Genomic DNA, 15,271 nt, shown 5'->3' with positions numbered 1-15,271 from the left:
CCCCATGAACAACTCGGTTATGAACACCGCCCGGTTGCTCTGGGCCGGCCTGCGCGCCCTCCTCGTGCTGACCCTGGTGACCGGCGTCATCTACCCGCTGGTGGTGACCGGTATCGCCCAGGGGTTGTTCAGCGACCAGGCCAACGGCTCCGAGATCACGTCGGACGGCAAGGTCGTCGGCTCGTCCCTGATCGGGCAGTCGTACAACCTGCCGTTGAAGAAGGGCCAGGAGACCCCGGAGCCCGACCTGAAGTGGTTCCAGGGGCGCCCGCAGAACGGCCTCGGCAGCAACAGCGTGAACACCCAGTACAAGCTGATCCTGTCCGGCGCCACCAACCGGTCCGCCGACAACAAGGATTTGATCGATTGGGTGACCGCCGCCAAGAAGGCCGTCGTCAAGGACAACTCGGTGAACGGCTACACGGTGAAGCCGTCCGAGGTGCCCGCCGACGCGGTGACCTCCTCCGGTTCCGGTCTCGACCCGGACATCTCCCCGCAGTACGCGGACATCCAGGTTCACCGGATCGCCGAGAAAAACGGCCTCTCCGTGGTCCAGGTGCAGAAGCTGGTCGACGACCACACCGAGAGCCGCACCCTCGGCTTCATCGGCGAGCCCCGGGTGAACGTTCTCGAACTCAACATCGCGCTCAAGGAACTCGCGGCGAAGAGCTGATGGCGTTACGCGATCCACAGGGGAGTCGGCGGATCCGGGGAGAACCGGGTTCCGCCGACTCCCACCGCCATGAGGTCGGTTGCACGGCCTCCGGCGCTTACAGCCCGACGTACGACAGGAAAGGCGCACGCCCATGACACGGGTGCTGGTGGTGGAGGACGACCCGCAGCTCGTACGGGCCCTCCTCATCAATCTCCAGGCACGCCAGTACGGGGTCGACGCGGCCCCCGACGGCACCACCGCGCTCCGGCTCGCGGCTGCCCGGCAGCCCGACGTGGTCCTCCTCGACCTCGGGCTGCCCGACATGGACGGTGTCGACGTCATCAAGGGGCTGCGGGCCTGGACCAGGGTGCCGATCCTCGTTCTGTCCGCGCGGCAGGCGTCCGACGAGAAGGTCGCCGCGCTGGACGCAGGCGCCGACGACTACGTCACCAAGCCGTTCAGCATGAACGAACTGCTCGCCCGGCTGCGGGCCGCCGTCCGCCGCACCGAGGAGGTGCCGCTCGCGCCGGGGGCGACCCTGGTCGAGACGGCTGACTTCACCATCGACCTGCTCGCCAAGAAGGCCGTACGGGGCGATCACGACGTACGGCTCACGCCCACCGAGTGGCACCTGCTGGAGATCCTGGTGACCAGCCCCGGGCGGCTGATCACACAGAAGCACCTGCTCCAGGAGGTGTGGGGCGTGTCCCAGAGCAACAAGACCAACTACCTCCGCGTCTACATGGCCCAGCTGCGGCGCAAACTGGAAACAGACCCCGCCCACCCCCGCTATCTCATCACCGAGCCCGGCATGGGCTACCGCTTCGAAGGATGAACATGGCACGCGGCAAGCTCCGGATCTACCTCGGCGCGGCCCCCGGCGTCGGCAAGACCTACGCCATGCTGTCCGAGGCGCACCGTCGCGTGGAGCGGGGCACCGACTGCGTGGTCGCCTTCGTCGAGCACCACCACCGGCCGCGCACCGAGGTGATGCTGCACGGCCTGGAGCAGATTTCGCGCAGGGAACTGGCCTACCGGGACAGCACTTTCACGGAGATGGACGTGGACGCGGTCCTCGCGCGCCGCCCCGATGTGGCGCTGGTGGACGAACTCGCCCACACCAACATCCCCGGCTCGCGCAACGAGAAGCGCTGGCAGGACGTGGAGGAACTGCTGGCGGCGGGGATCGACGTCGTCTCCACGGTGAACATCCAGCACCTGGAGTCGCTGGGGGACGTCGTGGAGTCGATCACGGGTGTACGGCAGCGGGAGACCGTGCCGGACGAGGTCGTACGCCGGGCCGACCAGATCGAGCTGGTCGACATGTCCCCGCAGGCGCTGCGGCGCAGGATGGCGCACGGCAACATTTACAAGCCGGACAAGGTCGACGCGGCCCTCTCCAACTACTTCCGGCCCGGGAACCTCACCGCCCTGCGGGAGTTGGCGCTGCTGTGGGTGGCCGACCGGGTCGACGCCTATCTGACCGAGTACCGCAGCGAGCACCGGGTCTCCACGATCTGGGGCTCGCGCGAGCGGATCGTCGTCGGGCTCACCGGTGGCCCCGAGGGCCGGACGCTCATCCGCCGCGCGGCCCGGCTGGCGGAGAAGGGCGCGGGCGGCGAGGTGCTGGCTGTCTACATATCCCGCAGCGACGGTCTGACCGCGGCCTCCCCGAAGGAGCTGGCCGTCCAGCGCACCCTCGTAGAGGACCTCGGTGGCACCTTCCACCACGTCGTCGGCGACGACATACCGGTCGCGCTCCTCGATTTCTCGCGCGGGGTCAACGCCACCCAGATCGTGCTGGGTGTCTCCCGCCGCAAGGGCTGGCAATACGCCTTCGGCCCAGGTGTCGGCGCCACGGTCGCCCGCGACTCCGGGCCCGACCTCGACGTCCACCTCATCACCCACGACGAGGTCGGCAAGGGGCGGGGACTCCCGGTCGCCCGGAGCGCCCGCCTCGGCCGGACCCGCCTGATCTGGGGCTGGCTCGCCGGCCTGGGCGGCCCCGTCCTGCTGACCTGGCTACTACGGAGCATGTCCCCGGACGTCGGGCTCGCCAACGACATGCTGCTGTTCCTGGCCATGACGGTGGCGGCGGCCCTGCTGGGCGGCCTCTTCCCCGCCCTGGCCTCGGCGGCGGCCGGTTCCCTCCTGCTGAACTGGTACTTCACCCCACCCGTCCACACCCTGACCATCGCCGACCCGAAGAACATCGTCGCCATCGCGATCTTCGTCGGAGTCGCCGTGTCCGTCGCCTCGGTCGTGGACCTGGCCGCCAGCCGCACCCACCAGGCGGCGCGTCTGCGCGCCGAGTCGGAGATCCTCTCCTTCCTCGCCGGCAACGTCCTGCGCGGCGAGACCACACTGGAGGCGCTCCTCGAACGAGTCCGGGAGACCTTCGGCATGGAGTCGGTGGCGCTGCTGGAGCGCGAGAGCGACGTCGCGCCGTGGACCTGCGCCGGGAGCGTGGGCCCGCGGCCCTGTGCCGTCCCCGACGACGCGGACGTCGACGTACCGGTCGGCGACCACATGGCACTGGCCCTGACGGGACGGGTGCTGCCGGCCGAGGACCGACGCGTCCTCGCGGCCTTCGCCGCGCAGGCCGTCGTCGTCCTGGACCGCCGGAGGCTGCAGGAGGAGGCGGACCGGGCCCGGGCGCTCGCCGAGGGCAACCGCATCCGCACCGCGTTGCTGGCCGCCGTCAGCCATGACCTGCGTACCCCGCTCGCCGGGATCAAGGCGGCGGTGACGTCCCTGCGCTCGGACGACGTCGAGTGGTCGGAGCAGGACCAGGCGGACCTGCTGGAGGCCATCGAGGAGGGCGCCGACCGCCTCGACCACCTCGTCGGCAACCTCCTCGACATGTCGCGCCTCCAGACCGGCACGGTCACCCCGCTCATCCGCGAGACGGATCTCGACGAGGTGATCCCGATGGCGCTCGGCGGCGTCCCCGAGGACAGTGTCGACATGGACGTGTCGGAGACCCTGCCGATGGTCGACGTCGACCGGGGCCTCCTGGAGCGGGCCGTGGCCAACGTGGTCGAGAACGCCGTCAAGTACAGCCCTGCGGACACACGGGTGCTGGTGAAGGCGAGCGCCATCGCCGACCGGGTCGAGGTCCGGGTCGTGGACCGAGGTCCGGGCGTCCCTGACGAGGCCAAGGACCGCATCTTCGAACCCTTCCAGCGCTACGGCGACTCCCCGCGCGGCAACGGCGTCGGCCTCGGACTCGCGGTCGCCCGCGGCTTCACGGAGGCCATCGGCGGCACCCTGCACGCCGAGGACACACCGGGCGGCGGCCTCACCATGGTGCTGACCCTGCCCATGGCGGCGAGCCACCCGCCACCGCCGGAACCGGACCTGTCCACTACGGCGATCGCGTAGGGGTGTTGAGCGACAGGCGCTGATGCAGAATGCCGCCGGGGCGGCGTACGCCGACGTAGTGCCGGTGTACGCCGCCCGCGGGCGTGACGAGCTGCCGGAGGCAGTCCGTGCGGTTACTTCGGGTCGCGGTCGAACACCGCCTTCGACCAGCGGTAGCCGAGCGCCGCGAGGCCCAGGCACCAGACGATGGTGATCCACCAGTTGTTGCCGATCTCGGTGCCGAGCAGCAACCCGCGCAGGGTCTCGATGGCGGGCGTGAACGGCTGGTACTCGGCGATCGGCTGGAACCAGCCCGGCATCGCGTCGACCGGAACGAAGGCGCTGGAGATGAGCGGCAGGAAGACCAGCGGCAGCGCGTTGTTGCTGGCTGCCTCGGCGCTGGGGCTGACCATCCCCATCCCGACCGCGATCCAGGTGAACGCCAGGGCGAACAGCGTGAGCAGCCCGAATGCCGCCAGCCACTCCAGGGCCGAGGCGTCCGTGGAGCGGAAGCCGATGGCCACGCCGACGGCGCCGACGAGAACCACGCTGATGACCGACTGCAGCACGCTGCCGATGACGTGCCCGATGAGCACGGAGCCGCGGTGGATCGCCATGGTCCGGAAGCGGGCGATGATGCCCTCGGTCATGTCCATGGAGACGGACACCGCTGTGCCGACCAGGGTGCCGCCGATGGTCATCAGCAGGATGCCCGGGACGAGATACGCGATGTACTCCGAGCGATCGGCGCCTCCGCCGCCGATGCCCGCGCTCATCACGTCGCCGAAGACGTAGACGAAGAGCAGCAGGAGGACGATCGGCGTGAGCAGCAGGTTCAGGGTGAGGGACGGGTAGCGGCGCGCGTGCAGCAAGTTGCGGCGCAGCATCGTGCTCGAGTCCCGCACGGCGAGCGAGATCCGGGTCGGGCGGGCGGGAGCCAGGGGGGAGCTCATCGGACAGCCTCACCTTTCTTGTCGGTTCGGTCGGCTTCGCCGGTCAGGGCGAAGAACACGTCGTCGAGGTCGGGGGAGTGCATGGTCAGCTCGTCGGCCGCTACGCCGGCGGCGTCCAGCCAGTCGAGGATGGAGCGCAGTTCGCGCTGGCTGCCGTCGCTGGGGATCTGCAGCGCGAGTGCCTCGTCGTCCCGGGCGGCCTCGCGCAGGGCGGAGGCAGCGGACCGGTAGGCGTCCGGGTCGGTGAAGCGGAGCCGGACGTGACCGCCGGGGACCAGCCGCTTCAGTTCGTCGGCGGTGCCCTCGGCGGCGATCTTGCCGTCGTTCAGCACCGCGATGCGGTCGGCGAGTTCGTCGGCCTCCTCCAGGTACTGGGTGGTGAGGAAGACGGTGACGCCGTCGGAGACGAGTTCGCGGATGATCTGCCACATGTTGTGGCGGGAACGGGGGTCGAGGCCGGTGGTCGGTTCGTCGAGGAAGATGACCCTCGGCTTGCCGACCAGAGTCATGGCGATGTCGAGGCGGCGCTTCATGCCGCCGGAGTAGGTGGAGGCGGGCTTGCTCGCGGCCTCGGTGAGATCGAACTGTTCCAGCAGCTCGGCGGTGACTCGCCTGCCCTCGGCCTTGGACAGGTGGTGCAGGTCCGCCATGAGGAGCAGGTTCTCCTCGCCGGTGATGAGGCCGTCGACGGCGGAGAACTGCCCGGTGACACCGATCGCGGCGCGCACGCCGTCCGGTGACGTGGCGACGTCGTGGCCCGCGACCTGGGCCTGTCCGCCGTCGGCGGTGATGAGCGTGGAAAGGATCTTCACGGCGGTGGTCTTGCCGGCGCCGTTGGGCCCCAGCAACGCGAACACGGACCCGGCCGGGATACGCAGATCGATGCCGTCGAGGACGGTCTTGTCGCCGTACGACTTGCGCAGACCGACGGTGGAGACGGCGGCCGACGACTGCGGACCGTCACCTTGCCTGGGCGTGGGCATGACAGATGAAGGCATGGGGCCCTCCGATCGAAGGCTGAAGTGATAAGGGGAAGGGGCCGGTTGGCGGGGTGGTGCTCAGGCCCTGGCGCGGCGGACGTCGATGTTGCCGTACTTGGTGCGAGCGCGGATCTTGACCGTGTCCTCGGTCTGCTCCGGGCTCTCGGACGCGCTGAGCGTGTTGCGCACCTGGCCCGAGCCAGAGCTGACGTCGAGCCAGGCGGCCGTGCCTTCGCGGACACCAACGTCGATGGCGCCGTAGTTGGTCTCCAACTGGACGGTGCCACGCGCCACTTCGCCCACCCGCAGGGTGCCGTGGGCGGTGGTGGCGGTGACCGAGTCCTCGGCGCGCCGGATCTCGATGTCGCCGTTGGCGCCGCTCACCCGCAGCTCGCCGGTCGCGGCGTCGACGGTCGTGGTGCCGTGCGAGTTCTTCAGGACCGCGGGGCCATCGAGGAGGCCGACGCGCAGGCTGCCGGAGCTGGTGGTGATCTCGGCCCGGCCCTCGACACGGTCCACGGTGATCGAGCCGTGCGACGCGGTCAGCTGGAGCGGACCCGTCGTGTCGAGGCGGACGTCGCCGGACGAGGTCTTCACGTGGACCTCGCCGAGCCGGCCCTCGCCCAGCACCTGGGCCCAGGCACCTGTCATGTCGATGCGCGAGTCCGCGGGCAGTTCGACCGTGACGTCGACGGTGCCGGTGCGGCCGAGCCCCAGCAGATTGCCCTTGGGCGTCCTGACGGTCAGTACGCCGCCCGTGTACGTGACCTCGGTCTGCTCGGCCGCCCGTACGTCCAGGTCCTTCTTCGGGTCGCGGGGCCGCACATCGACGACCGTGTCGAGGCGGTCGTCCGCGGTGAACTGGATGGAACCGGCCTCCACGCGCGCCGTGACCGAGATCGCTTCGGGAGTGTCGAAAGAAGGCATGGCTGTCCCGTCCTCTTGGGTCTTCGGGTCGTCCCCGCTGGTGGGACGTGGTGTGGGTGCTGTGCTGGTTTCTTGGGGGGTGTTGGCGGGCGCGGCTAGCGCACCCAGCCCGTGAAGCTCTGTCCGACGGTCTGGGCCTTCTCCGTCGTACGCGGCCGGGTGCCGCCGTCGACGGCGGCCGCCACAGCGCGCACCAGCCACGCGTTGACCGACAGGCCCTCGCGGGTCGCGGCCTCCTCGGCACGCGTCTTGAGGTGGGCCGGCAGACGTAGGTTGACGCGGGCCGTGCCCCCGTCGTCGCCGTCGGCCGGGAGCGGGGCCCTGAACGGTTCGGCGGGCGCGGCCGGCTCAGCGGGGGCGCCGCCGTAGGTGGGCGGCGGTGTCACCACGAAGTCGGGGTCGAGTCCACGCAGCCGTACGTCGACCGAGCCGGGGGCGAGTTCGCGGGTGACCTCGTCCATCGCGGCGGAGAGCACATTGAGCATGGTCAGACGGGTCGCCGACTCCAGGGGAGCGGTGAGCCTCTCGGCCAGCTCGCGGGCTTCGTCGCCGCCGCTTTCGGCGGCCACCGCGAGTTCGCGGCGGAGGGAGTCGACATACGGGGTGAGGTCCATGGTGCCAGTATGGCGCCGTGATGGCGCCATCCGCAAGCCTAAATGGCGCCTCGGCGGGGCGGGCTTGAGATAGTGCGCCCTGAGCTGCGGGGACGTGAAATGGACGACCCGATTCATTGTGGCGCCATGCGTGCTCACGCGTTTCCAGAAGCGCGGGATGGTGCCGGGTGGTGCCATCCCGCGCCAACGATGCCTCGGGGGCTCCAGCTGGTCGTCGACCTGGCGCCGGTGTCGGCCGGAGCAAGCCTTTCGAGTGTTCCGGACTGACGTCAGTCGGCTGATGCGGACGGCGGCGCTGTCGTGACATTTACCGCTGCTGGCGTGCGTCGACGGCGCCTTGGACCGCTGACCTGCACATTAGTGGGTCCTCCCATACGGGGAGCCATTTTGGACTCGTAATGGTGCCATTCATGTGCCATAGTGGCGCCACTAATGGCGCACGACTCGGTCTCGCAGGCCGAGGAGTGCGCCTTTCGCGGAGTGAGTCATCGAAGGGGTCGGATCATGGAGACAGCGCACAGCCAGATGAAGGCGGCGCCCCCCGCCTTCACCGCCTTCGCCCGCTTCGTGCTCTTCGGCGGTGGGGTGGGGATCGCCTCCAGCTTCGCCGTGGCGGCCCTCGCTTCCTGGATGCCCTGGGTTCTGGCGAACGCCCTCATCACCGTGGTCGCCACGCTCCTCGCCACCGAACTGCACGCCCGGTTCACCTTCGGGGGCGGGCACGCGACCTTGCGCCAGCATGCGCAGTCGGCCGGGTCCGCAGCGGTCGCGTACGCGGTTACGTGTGTGGCGATGCTGGTCCTGCAGCAGATGGCGGCGGCGCCCGGTGCCGTGCTCGAGCAGGTCGTCTACCTGTCCGCCTCCGCACTCGCCGGTGTCGCGCGGTTCATGGTGCTGCGCCTCGTCGTCTTCGCGCGGAACCGCTCGCAGGTCACTCCTACCGTTCGCACCGCCCGTTCCGTGCACGCGACCGTGGCCCGCACCGCGGCCCCGGCCGGCCCCGCGGTGCTCTGCCACGCCGCCTGACCGGTGCCGATGGGCGGCGTGCCGCGCGGGCCGACGGACGGGATGCGCCCGAGAAGCTAGGGGTTCGCCGCTCCTGGAGATGCAGCAGCGGCTCGAATGGGCCGCCTCAGCAGCGAAGGTCCTTGACCATGACCGCGTACACAGGGGAGTCGGCGAACGGCTGCTGTTCTCCGGCCTTGGCGTATCCCCACGACTCGTACAGGGCTTGGACCTTGGGGTGGGCCAGATCGACCAGGGGGGCCGTGACAGATGGCCGAAGCACACAGCGAAGCAAGACGGATCGGCGAAGCGATCCGCCAGGCACGGGTATTTACAGCCACGCTCGCAAAGTGTCCGGTCCGGAGCACAAACCGACCCCGTATCCGACCTTCGCCATGGTTGCGCTGGAGGCAGGACGGGCAAGATCCCGCCCCTCACCAGCTCATTCGTTCAGGGATGGGCGATCATTTGGGAAGTCTTCGGCCCTCGGCGTTGGCGCGCCGGGGGCAGCTTCGTTGTCCGCGCCAAGCGCGGGGTCAGGCCGTGAGGTCACCTCCAGGCGGCTCCGGAAGACGGCATGCACGCCCTCCGGCACGCCTACGCCTCCGTACTCCTGGACGCGGGGGAGAGCATCAAGGCGCTCTCCGAGTACCTCGGCCACTCGGACCCCGGCTTCACAGTGCGGATGTACACGCACCTGCTGCCGTCCAGCGAAACCCGCACCCGCAAAGCAATCGACGACGCCTTCACGGAAGAAGCCGAGGCGGAAGACGACGGCGACCCGCCCGCCGGCCAGGGCGCGCATCAGTGCCCCCAGCGAAATCAATGTGCCCTGGCCGCCTGATGGCCCCTCTCCGGCACCAAAAAGGGCGAGGCCCGAAGACCCCACCCGATCCGCAAGAAACCCCAGGTCAGGGCCAGACAAGGCAATAAGGCTGATGCCCCGCCTCATGCAACCGGTGGCTGAAGTCCTGCCACTCGTGCAGCAGTTGGTACACGTTGAACGCGTCCCGCGGGCCGCCCCGGTCCGGGACCGTCGACCAGATGAACGCCGCCGCGCCGACCGCTTCCTCGCCTATGCCGCGCAGCGGGTCCACGACCGTCATGGGGAGCTTGACCACCGCGTAGTCGGGGTGCAGGACGACCAGTTCGAGCGGGGGGACCTTGTGGAGGGGGACGCCTTCGATGCCGGTGAGGACCATCGCCGCCATGGTCTCCGGCTTGATCTTGGTGAACATGCCGTTCATGCCGAGCTCGTCGCCGCCGAGTTCCTCGGGACGCATCGAGATCGGGACGCGGGCCGCGGTAGCGCCGTCGGGCGCGCCGAAGTACTTGTACGTCACCCCCACCCGACCACCATTCCTGCTTCCCGCCCTCAACGGATCGATCCGACGTTCGATACGTCGCTCGTCGCGTTCCGACTCATCCGGGGTGCCCGAGGCGCCCCGCCCCTGACGTGTCTCGGCCGCTTCCTCCGCCTCGCGTCGGTGCCTTCCCCGCCGGGCACGTCGAGGACCCAGGTCATCGGTCCCCTCGCCCAGTCCGCCACCGCGATGCATATCTCCACCCGACTGCTTTTCTAGGACGCGCGACCCCCGCCGCGCAACCCGATCATCGTGTCAGTGACCTCCCCCACGGTCGCCCGCCGAAACGTGCGCTGAAACACCTGTCCGCAGGATCTTCGCAGCCCCTGAACAAACGGCTCCGTGCCATCGTCTCCGTGAGCTGTGTGTATCTGCATCCAGTTTCGCAGATCGCCGGGGACCGGGGGCTTTCGAGGCCTGGCCTACCCTGAGGTAGTCACCGGCAATGGAGTCCGAGAAAAGCCGAACGCACCGGAGAAGGTCGGAGTAGTCGCAGGATATGAGTGAATTGCCCTATTCGTACGATGCGCCTGTCTCGCAGGCCCTGTTCGACCGCGCGTCCGCCGTCACGCCCGGCGGCGTGAACTCCCCGGTCCGCGCCTTCCGTGCCGTGGGCGGCACCCCCCGCTTCATGGGGTCCGGCACCGGCCCCTATCTGACCGACGCCGACGGGCGCGAGTACGTCGACCTCGTCTGCTCCTGGGGACCCATGATCCTCGGGCACTCCCACCCCGAGGTGATCGCCGCCGTCCAGGAGGCGGTGTCGAAAGGCACCTCCTTCGGCACTCCCGGTGAGGGCGAGGTCGCACTCGCCGAGGAGATGGTCGCCCGCGTCGAACCGCTGGAGCAGGTGCGGCTCGTCTCCAGCGGGACCGAGGCCACCATGTCCGCCATCCGGCTCGCCCGCGGCTTCACCCGGCGCACCAAGGTCATCAAGTTCGCCGGGTGTTACCACGGTCACGTCGACTCGCTGCTGGCCGCGGCGGGCAGCGGTGTGGCCACCTTCGCGCTTCCCGACACCCCGGGTGTCACCGGTGCCCAGGCCGGCGACACGATCGTGCTGCCGTACAACGACCTCGAGGCCGTCCACGAGGCCTTCCACCGGCACCCCGGGGAGATCGCCTGTGTGATCACCGAGGCCTCGCCCGGCAACATGGGCGTCGTGCCGCCGCTGCCCGGGTTCAACCAGGGACTGAAGGACGCCTGCGCGCAGAACGGCGCCCTCTACATCTCCGACGAGGTCATGACCGGGTTCCGGACCAGCCGCAGTGGTTGGTACGGCATCGACGGCGTCCGGCCCGATCTCATGACCTTCGGAAAGGTCATGGGGGGCGGGTTCCCCGCCGCCGCCTTCGGGGGGCGCGCGGACGTCATGGCCCACCTCGCCCCGGCCGGACCCGTCTACCAGGCCGGCACCCTCTCCGGAAACCCCGTCGCCACCGCCGCCGGCCTCGCCCAGCTGCGGCTGCTCGACGACGCCGCCTACGTCAGGATCGACGCCGTCTCCCAGCAGATCCAGTCGCTGGTCTCCGAGGCGCTCGGCAAGGAAGGCGTCGCGCACACCGTGCAGAACGCCTCCAACATGTTCTCGGTGTTCTTCACCGACCGGCCGGTGCGCAGCTACGAGGACGCCAAGGCGCAGGAGTCCTTCCGGTTCACCGCCTTCTTCCACTCCCTCCTGGAGAACGGCGTCTACCTGCCGCCGTCCTCCTTCGAGTCGTGGTTCGTGTCCACGGCCCATGACGAGCAGGCGGTTCAGCGGATCGCCGACGCCCTTCCGGCGGCGGCCCGAGCGGCGGCGGAGGCCACGGCAGCATGAGCACCTCGAACAACAGCGACATCACCGTCGTCCACCTCATGCGGCACGGTGAGGTCGCCAACCCCGACGGGGTCCTGTACGGCCGTCTCGGCGGGTACCACCTCTCCGAGCTCGGGCGGCAGATGGCCGACCGGGTCGCCGAGCACCTCGCCCCCCGGGACGTCACCCACGTCTGTGCCTCCCCGCTGGAGCGGGCGCAGGAGACCGCCACCCCGATCGCCAAGGCGCACGGCCTCGACATCGCGACCGACGAGCGGCTCATCGAGGCCGAGAACGTCTTCCAGGGCAAGACCTTCGGCGTGGGCGACGGGGCGCTGAAGAACCCGGAGAACTGGAAGCACCTGGTCAACCCGTTCAAGCCGTCCTGGGGCGAGCCGTACGTCGACCAGGTCGTCCGGATGAAGGGCGCGCTGGACGCCGCGCGGGACCGGGCGCGCGGACACGAGGCCGTGCTGGTCAGCCATCAGCTGCCGATCTGGATCGTGCGGTCGTATGTCGAGAAGCGGCGGCTGTGGCACGACCCGCGCAAGCGGCAGTGCACGCTGGCTTCTTTGACGTCCTTCACGTACCAGGGCGACAGGATCGTCTCCGTCGGCTACAGCGAGCCCGCGATCGATCTGGTGCCGGTCCATCTCCGGGCGGGCGCCAAGCCGGTGAAGGGTAAGAGCAAGGCGTTCGGGGCGTAGCCGGTCCGTGGGGGACCGCGGGTCCGTTGTGGCTGGTCGCGCCCGCGCGGCGGAGCCGCAGAGTGATACGGCCCCGCGCCCCTGTGGGGCGCCCTTCTGTTACCGAATCCGGAAAAAGTGCCGGAACCTTCCCCCCTCCTCGTCACCTCTGACTGGGTGACCGCCAGAGAACGTGACGAATCGGGGAAGCATGCACTCTCTCACTCGAAGGGGAGCAATAGGCCTCGGTGCGGGCGCCGCAGCCGCCGTAGGGCTCTCGGGGTGCGGAACCCCGACCGGGTCGGACGGGGTGACCCACACCTCGGGCTCCAAGCCCACGCACGCGCCGACGCCGACGGCCCGGCCCATCGGTGACGGCTCCACCTCCTTCACCGGCAAGCAGCCCCGCCAGCCCGGAAAGGCCGTGCCGCTGGAGCCCGGCCAGACCCCGCCGCAGTTCGTGATCTTCTCCTGGGACGGCGCCGGCGAGGTCGGCAACGGCCTCTTCCCGCGCTTCCTCGACCTCGCCAAGAAGCACGACGCGCACATGACCTTCTTCCTCTCCGGGCTGTATCTGCTGCCCGAGTCGAAGAAGCGGCTCTACGACCCCCCGAACAACCCCCGTGGCGCCTCGGACATCGGCTACCTCACCGACGAGCACGTCAAGGCGACCCTCACCAACGTCCGCCGGGCCTGGCTCGAAGGGCACGAGATAGGCACCCACTTCAACGGTCACTTCTGCTCCGGCTACGGCACCGTGGGCAACTGGACTCCCGCGCAGTGGCGCTCGGAGATCGCGCAGGCGAAAGCTTTCGTCAAGGAGTGGCGCACCAACACCGGCTGGACCGACCTGCCCGCGCTGCCCTTCGACTACGAGAAGGAACTCGTCGGCGGCCGCACCCCCTGTCTGCTCGGCCAGAACAACCTGCTGCCCACCGCCCGCGAGCTCGGCTGGCGCTACGACGCCTCCTCGCCCGGCGGCCGCCAGGTCTGGCCCGAGAAGAAGAACGGCATCTGGGACCTGCCCCTACAGGCGATACCTTTCCCCGGCCACAGCTTCGAGGTCCTGTCCATGGACTACAACATGCTCGCCAACCAGTCGATCAACTCGACCAACGCGCCCGCCTACAACTACCCGGCCTGGCGCGAGCAGTCCGCCGGCGCCTACATATCCGGCTTCAAGCGGGCCTACGAGACCAACCGCGCCCCCTTCTTCGTGGGCAACCACTTCGAGCACTGGAACGGCGGCATCTACATGGACGCCGTCGAGCGGGCCCTCACCCACATCGCGCAGGAGAAGGAGAAGGGCGCGGACATCCGCCTGGTCTCCTTCCGGCAGTTCGTCGACTGGATGGACGTCCAGAAGCCGGAGGTCCTCGCCAAGCTCCGTACGCTCGACGTCGGCCAGGAGCCCGCGGGCGGCTGGAACGGGTTCCTCAAGGACACCTCCGCGACTGCGTCGAACGCCGCCTGAAATGCGGGTTTCCGCCCGCAAGGGGGGTGCGCAAGATCCCCAGAACGGGCATGCGAAACTTTTCACATGAGTGCCGCCAGCCGTAGCCGCTCCCGAGTCCGTATCACCCTGCTCACCGCGGGTGCCGCAGCCGCAGCGCTGACCCTGTCCGCCTGCAGTTCGGGCGGCACCTCGGGCGGAGGCGGCGACACCAACTTCATCATGGGCGCGGACGGCATCTCCACCGCCAAGCAGGGGGACCGGGGCGCCGCCCCCGACCTGTCCGGCAAGACCGTCGACGGGGGACAGCTCGACGTCGCCGACCACAAGGGCAAGGTCGTCGTCCTCAACATGTGGGGTTCCTGGTGCGCCCCCTGCCGGGCCGAGGCACCCAACCTCGAGGCCGTCTACAAGGACCTCAAGGACCAGGGCGTGCAGTTCGTCGGGGTCAACACCCGCGACACCAGCGTCCAGAACGCCCGCGCCTTCGAGAAGGACATGGGCATCACCTTCCCCAGCCTGTACGACCCGACGGGCAAGCTGATGCTCCGCTTCTCCAAGGGCACCCTCAACCCGCAGGCCGTGCCCTCCACGCTCGTCATCGACCGGGACGGGAAGATCGCCGCCCGCTCGCTGGCCGCGCTCAGCGAGAGCAAGCTGCGCAAGATGATCAACCCGGTCCTCGCGGAGAAGTGACGTGAGCGCAGTCGTCACGCTCGCCGCCGAAACGGGCTACAACGGCACCGTCCTGAACGGCGCGTTGCTCCTCGCCCTGCCCATCGCGGTCCTCGGCGGCCTGGTCTCCTTCTTCTCGCCCTGCGTCCTGCCCCTTGTCCCGGGCTATCTGTCGTACGTCACCGGCGTCACCGGCACCGATCTGGCCGAGGCCCGGCGCGGCCGGATGGTCGCGGGCGCCTCGCTGTTCGTGCTCGGCTTCACCGCGGTGTTCGTCTCCAGCGGGGCGCTGTTCGGCTACTTCGGCCAGACGCTCCAGGAGAACCAGAGCGTGCTGTCCAAGGTGCTGGGCGGGCTCATGATCCTCATGGGCATCTTCTTCATGGGCCTGATGCCCTGGATGACCCAGCGGGAGTTCCGCTTCCACAACAAGCCCACCATGGGCCTGGTCGGTGCCCCGCTGCTCGGCGCGCTGTTCGGCATCGGCTGGACCCCCTGCATCGGCCCCACCCTCGCCTCGGTGATCGCCCTGTCCTCCCAGCAGGGCAGCGCGGGCCGCGGTGCCATACTGACCGTCGCCTACTGCCTCGGCCTCGGGGTGCCCTTCGTGCTCGCCGCGGTCGCCTTCCGCAAGGCGCTGGGCGCCTTCGGCTGGGTCAAGCGCCACTACGTCTGGGTCATGCGCATCGGCGGCACCATGATGATCGTGACCGGACTGCTGCTGCTGACCGGCGCGTGGGACCGCCTCGTGCAGGACGTCCAGTCCTGGTCCGCCGGCTTCACTGTGGGGATCTGATC

Annotated in this window: 14 protein-coding genes and 2 pseudogenes; 10 read left to right on the top strand and 6 right to left on the bottom strand. The window is 69.4% G+C overall.

Annotated elements, in window-relative coordinates:
* The first annotated feature begins 4 nt into the window (after positions 1 to 4).
* The 3 genes from OG841_RS20175 (at position 5) to OG841_RS20165 (ending at position 4,039) form a co-directional block, all read left to right on the top strand.
* Positions 5 to 673 carry a potassium-transporting ATPase subunit C gene (locus OG841_RS20175; protein ID WP_328640242.1) on the top strand — a complete coding sequence of 223 codons (669 nt, stop codon included), beginning with the start codon at positions 5 to 7 and terminating at the stop codon, positions 671 to 673.
* Between the two features lie 133 nt (positions 674 to 806).
* Positions 807 to 1,490 carry a response regulator gene (locus OG841_RS20170; RefSeq protein ID WP_328640243.1) on the top strand — a complete coding sequence of 228 codons (684 nt, stop codon included), beginning with the start codon at positions 807 to 809 and terminating at the stop codon, positions 1,488 to 1,490.
* A gap of 2 nt (positions 1,491 to 1,492) precedes the next feature.
* Positions 1,493 to 4,039, top strand: a complete 2,547-nt coding sequence (locus OG841_RS20165; protein ID WP_328640244.1) for a sensor histidine kinase KdpD — start codon at positions 1,493 to 1,495, stop codon at positions 4,037 to 4,039.
* A 113-nt stretch (positions 4,040 to 4,152) separates the two neighbouring features.
* Here the strand turns inward: OG841_RS20165 and OG841_RS20160 are convergent, their stop codons facing one another.
* The 4 genes from OG841_RS20160 to OG841_RS20145 form a co-directional block, all read right to left on the bottom strand.
* Positions 4,153 to 4,971, bottom strand: a complete 819-nt coding sequence (locus OG841_RS20160; protein WP_371566375.1) for an ABC transporter permease — start codon at positions 4,969 to 4,971, stop codon at positions 4,153 to 4,155.
* A complete protein-coding gene (locus OG841_RS20155) occupies positions 4,968 to 5,969 on the bottom strand; it encodes an ATP-binding cassette domain-containing protein (RefSeq protein WP_365118117.1) in 1,002 nt (333 codons plus the stop codon). The genes OG841_RS20160 and OG841_RS20155 overlap by 4 nt, the downstream gene beginning before the upstream one ends.
* A 60-nt stretch (positions 5,970 to 6,029) precedes the next feature.
* The gene (locus OG841_RS20150; RefSeq protein ID WP_328640247.1) at positions 6,030 to 6,878 is read right to left on the bottom strand and encodes a DUF4097 family beta strand repeat-containing protein; all 849 of its coding nucleotides are present in this window, start codon (positions 6,876 to 6,878) and stop codon (positions 6,030 to 6,032) included.
* Positions 6,879 to 6,973: 95 nt separating this feature from the next.
* Entirely contained in the window at positions 6,974 to 7,492 is a 519-nt protein-coding gene (locus tag OG841_RS20145; protein WP_328640248.1) for a hypothetical protein, read from the bottom strand.
* 504 nt (positions 7,493 to 7,996) lie between these two features.
* Here OG841_RS20145 and OG841_RS20140 point away from each other — a divergent pair.
* Positions 7,997 to 8,518, top strand: a complete 522-nt coding sequence (locus tag OG841_RS20140; RefSeq protein WP_365118111.1) for a hypothetical protein — start codon at positions 7,997 to 7,999, stop codon at positions 8,516 to 8,518.
* A gap of 106 nt (positions 8,519 to 8,624) precedes the next feature.
* Here OG841_RS20140 and OG841_RS20135 read toward each other — a convergent pair.
* Positions 8,625 to 8,753 (bottom strand): annotated as a pseudogene (locus OG841_RS20135) (GNAT family N-acetyltransferase); the annotation flags it as partial.
* A 294-nt stretch (positions 8,754 to 9,047) separates the two neighbouring features.
* Between OG841_RS20135 and OG841_RS20130 the strand changes: the two are divergent.
* A pseudogene (locus OG841_RS20130) lies at positions 9,048 to 9,331 on the top strand (tyrosine-type recombinase/integrase); the annotation flags it as partial.
* Positions 9,332 to 9,408: 77 nt separating this feature from the next.
* Here the strand turns inward: OG841_RS20130 and OG841_RS20125 are convergent.
* Positions 9,409 to 10,056, bottom strand: a complete 648-nt coding sequence (locus tag OG841_RS20125) for a hypothetical protein (protein WP_174269201.1) — start codon at positions 10,054 to 10,056, stop codon at positions 9,409 to 9,411.
* Between the two features lie 304 nt (positions 10,057 to 10,360).
* On the opposite strand from OG841_RS20125, the gene hemL reads away from it, so the two are divergent.
* From hemL to OG841_RS20100, 5 genes are all read left to right on the top strand, one after another.
* Positions 10,361 to 11,680: a glutamate-1-semialdehyde 2,1-aminomutase gene (gene hemL / locus OG841_RS20120; RefSeq protein WP_371566374.1), complete on the top strand. Its 1,320-nt coding sequence runs from the start codon at positions 10,361 to 10,363 to the stop codon at positions 11,678 to 11,680.
* The gene (locus OG841_RS20115) at positions 11,677 to 12,366 is read left to right on the top strand and encodes a histidine phosphatase family protein (protein ID WP_328640251.1); all 690 of its coding nucleotides are present in this window, start codon (positions 11,677 to 11,679) and stop codon (positions 12,364 to 12,366) included. The genes hemL and OG841_RS20115 overlap by 4 nt, the downstream gene beginning before the upstream one ends.
* A 190-nt stretch (positions 12,367 to 12,556) precedes the next feature.
* On the top strand, positions 12,557 to 13,819 hold the full coding sequence (locus tag OG841_RS20110; RefSeq protein ID WP_328640252.1) for a hypothetical protein: 1,263 nt from the start codon (positions 12,557 to 12,559) through the stop codon (positions 13,817 to 13,819).
* Positions 13,820 to 13,885: 66 nt separating this feature from the next.
* The gene (locus tag OG841_RS20105; RefSeq protein ID WP_328640253.1) at positions 13,886 to 14,494 is read left to right on the top strand and encodes a TlpA family protein disulfide reductase; all 609 of its coding nucleotides are present in this window, start codon (positions 13,886 to 13,888) and stop codon (positions 14,492 to 14,494) included.
* 1 nt (position 14,495) lies between these two features.
* Complete coding sequence (locus tag OG841_RS20100; RefSeq protein ID WP_328640254.1) at positions 14,496 to 15,269, top strand: cytochrome c biogenesis CcdA family protein; 774 nt, start codon at positions 14,496 to 14,498, stop codon at positions 15,267 to 15,269.
* The last annotated feature ends 2 nt before the right edge of the window (positions 15,270 to 15,271 follow it).

It is taken from the genome of Streptomyces canus (genome assembly GCF_041435015.1).
Lineage (GTDB): Bacteria > Actinomycetota > Actinomycetes > Streptomycetales > Streptomycetaceae > Streptomyces > Streptomyces canus_G.
The sequence above is the reverse complement of the archived record's forward strand: the minus strand, read 5'-3'. Positions and strand labels throughout refer to the sequence as shown.

Coding starts and splice junctions, on each gene's coding strand:
- OG841_RS20175 (WP_328640242.1), top strand. CDS start 5: ATGAACAACTCGGTTATGAACACCGCCCGGTTGCTCTGGGCCGGCCTG.
- OG841_RS20170 (WP_328640243.1), top strand. CDS start 807: ATGACACGGGTGCTGGTGGTGGAGGACGACCCGCAGCTCGTACGGGCC.
- OG841_RS20165 (WP_328640244.1), top strand. CDS start 1,493: ATGGCACGCGGCAAGCTCCGGATCTACCTCGGCGCGGCCCCCGGCGTC.
- OG841_RS20160 (WP_371566375.1), bottom strand. CDS start 4,971: ATGAGCTCCCCCCTGGCTCCCGCCCGCCCGACCCGGATCTCGCTCGCC.
- OG841_RS20155 (WP_365118117.1), bottom strand. CDS start 5,969: ATGCCTTCATCTGTCATGCCCACGCCCAGGCAAGGTGACGGTCCGCAG.
- OG841_RS20150 (WP_328640247.1), bottom strand. CDS start 6,878: ATGCCTTCTTTCGACACTCCCGAAGCGATCTCGGTCACGGCGCGCGTG.
- OG841_RS20145 (WP_328640248.1), bottom strand. CDS start 7,492: ATGGACCTCACCCCGTATGTCGACTCCCTCCGCCGCGAACTCGCGGTG.
- OG841_RS20140 (WP_365118111.1), top strand. CDS start 7,997: ATGGAGACAGCGCACAGCCAGATGAAGGCGGCGCCCCCCGCCTTCACC.
- OG841_RS20125 (WP_174269201.1), bottom strand. CDS start 10,056: ATGCATCGCGGTGGCGGACTGGGCGAGGGGACCGATGACCTGGGTCCT.
- hemL (WP_371566374.1), top strand. CDS start 10,361: ATGAGTGAATTGCCCTATTCGTACGATGCGCCTGTCTCGCAGGCCCTG.
- OG841_RS20115 (WP_328640251.1), top strand. CDS start 11,677: ATGAGCACCTCGAACAACAGCGACATCACCGTCGTCCACCTCATGCGG.
- OG841_RS20110 (WP_328640252.1), top strand. CDS start 12,557: ATGCACTCTCTCACTCGAAGGGGAGCAATAGGCCTCGGTGCGGGCGCC.
- OG841_RS20105 (WP_328640253.1), top strand. CDS start 13,886: ATGAGTGCCGCCAGCCGTAGCCGCTCCCGAGTCCGTATCACCCTGCTC.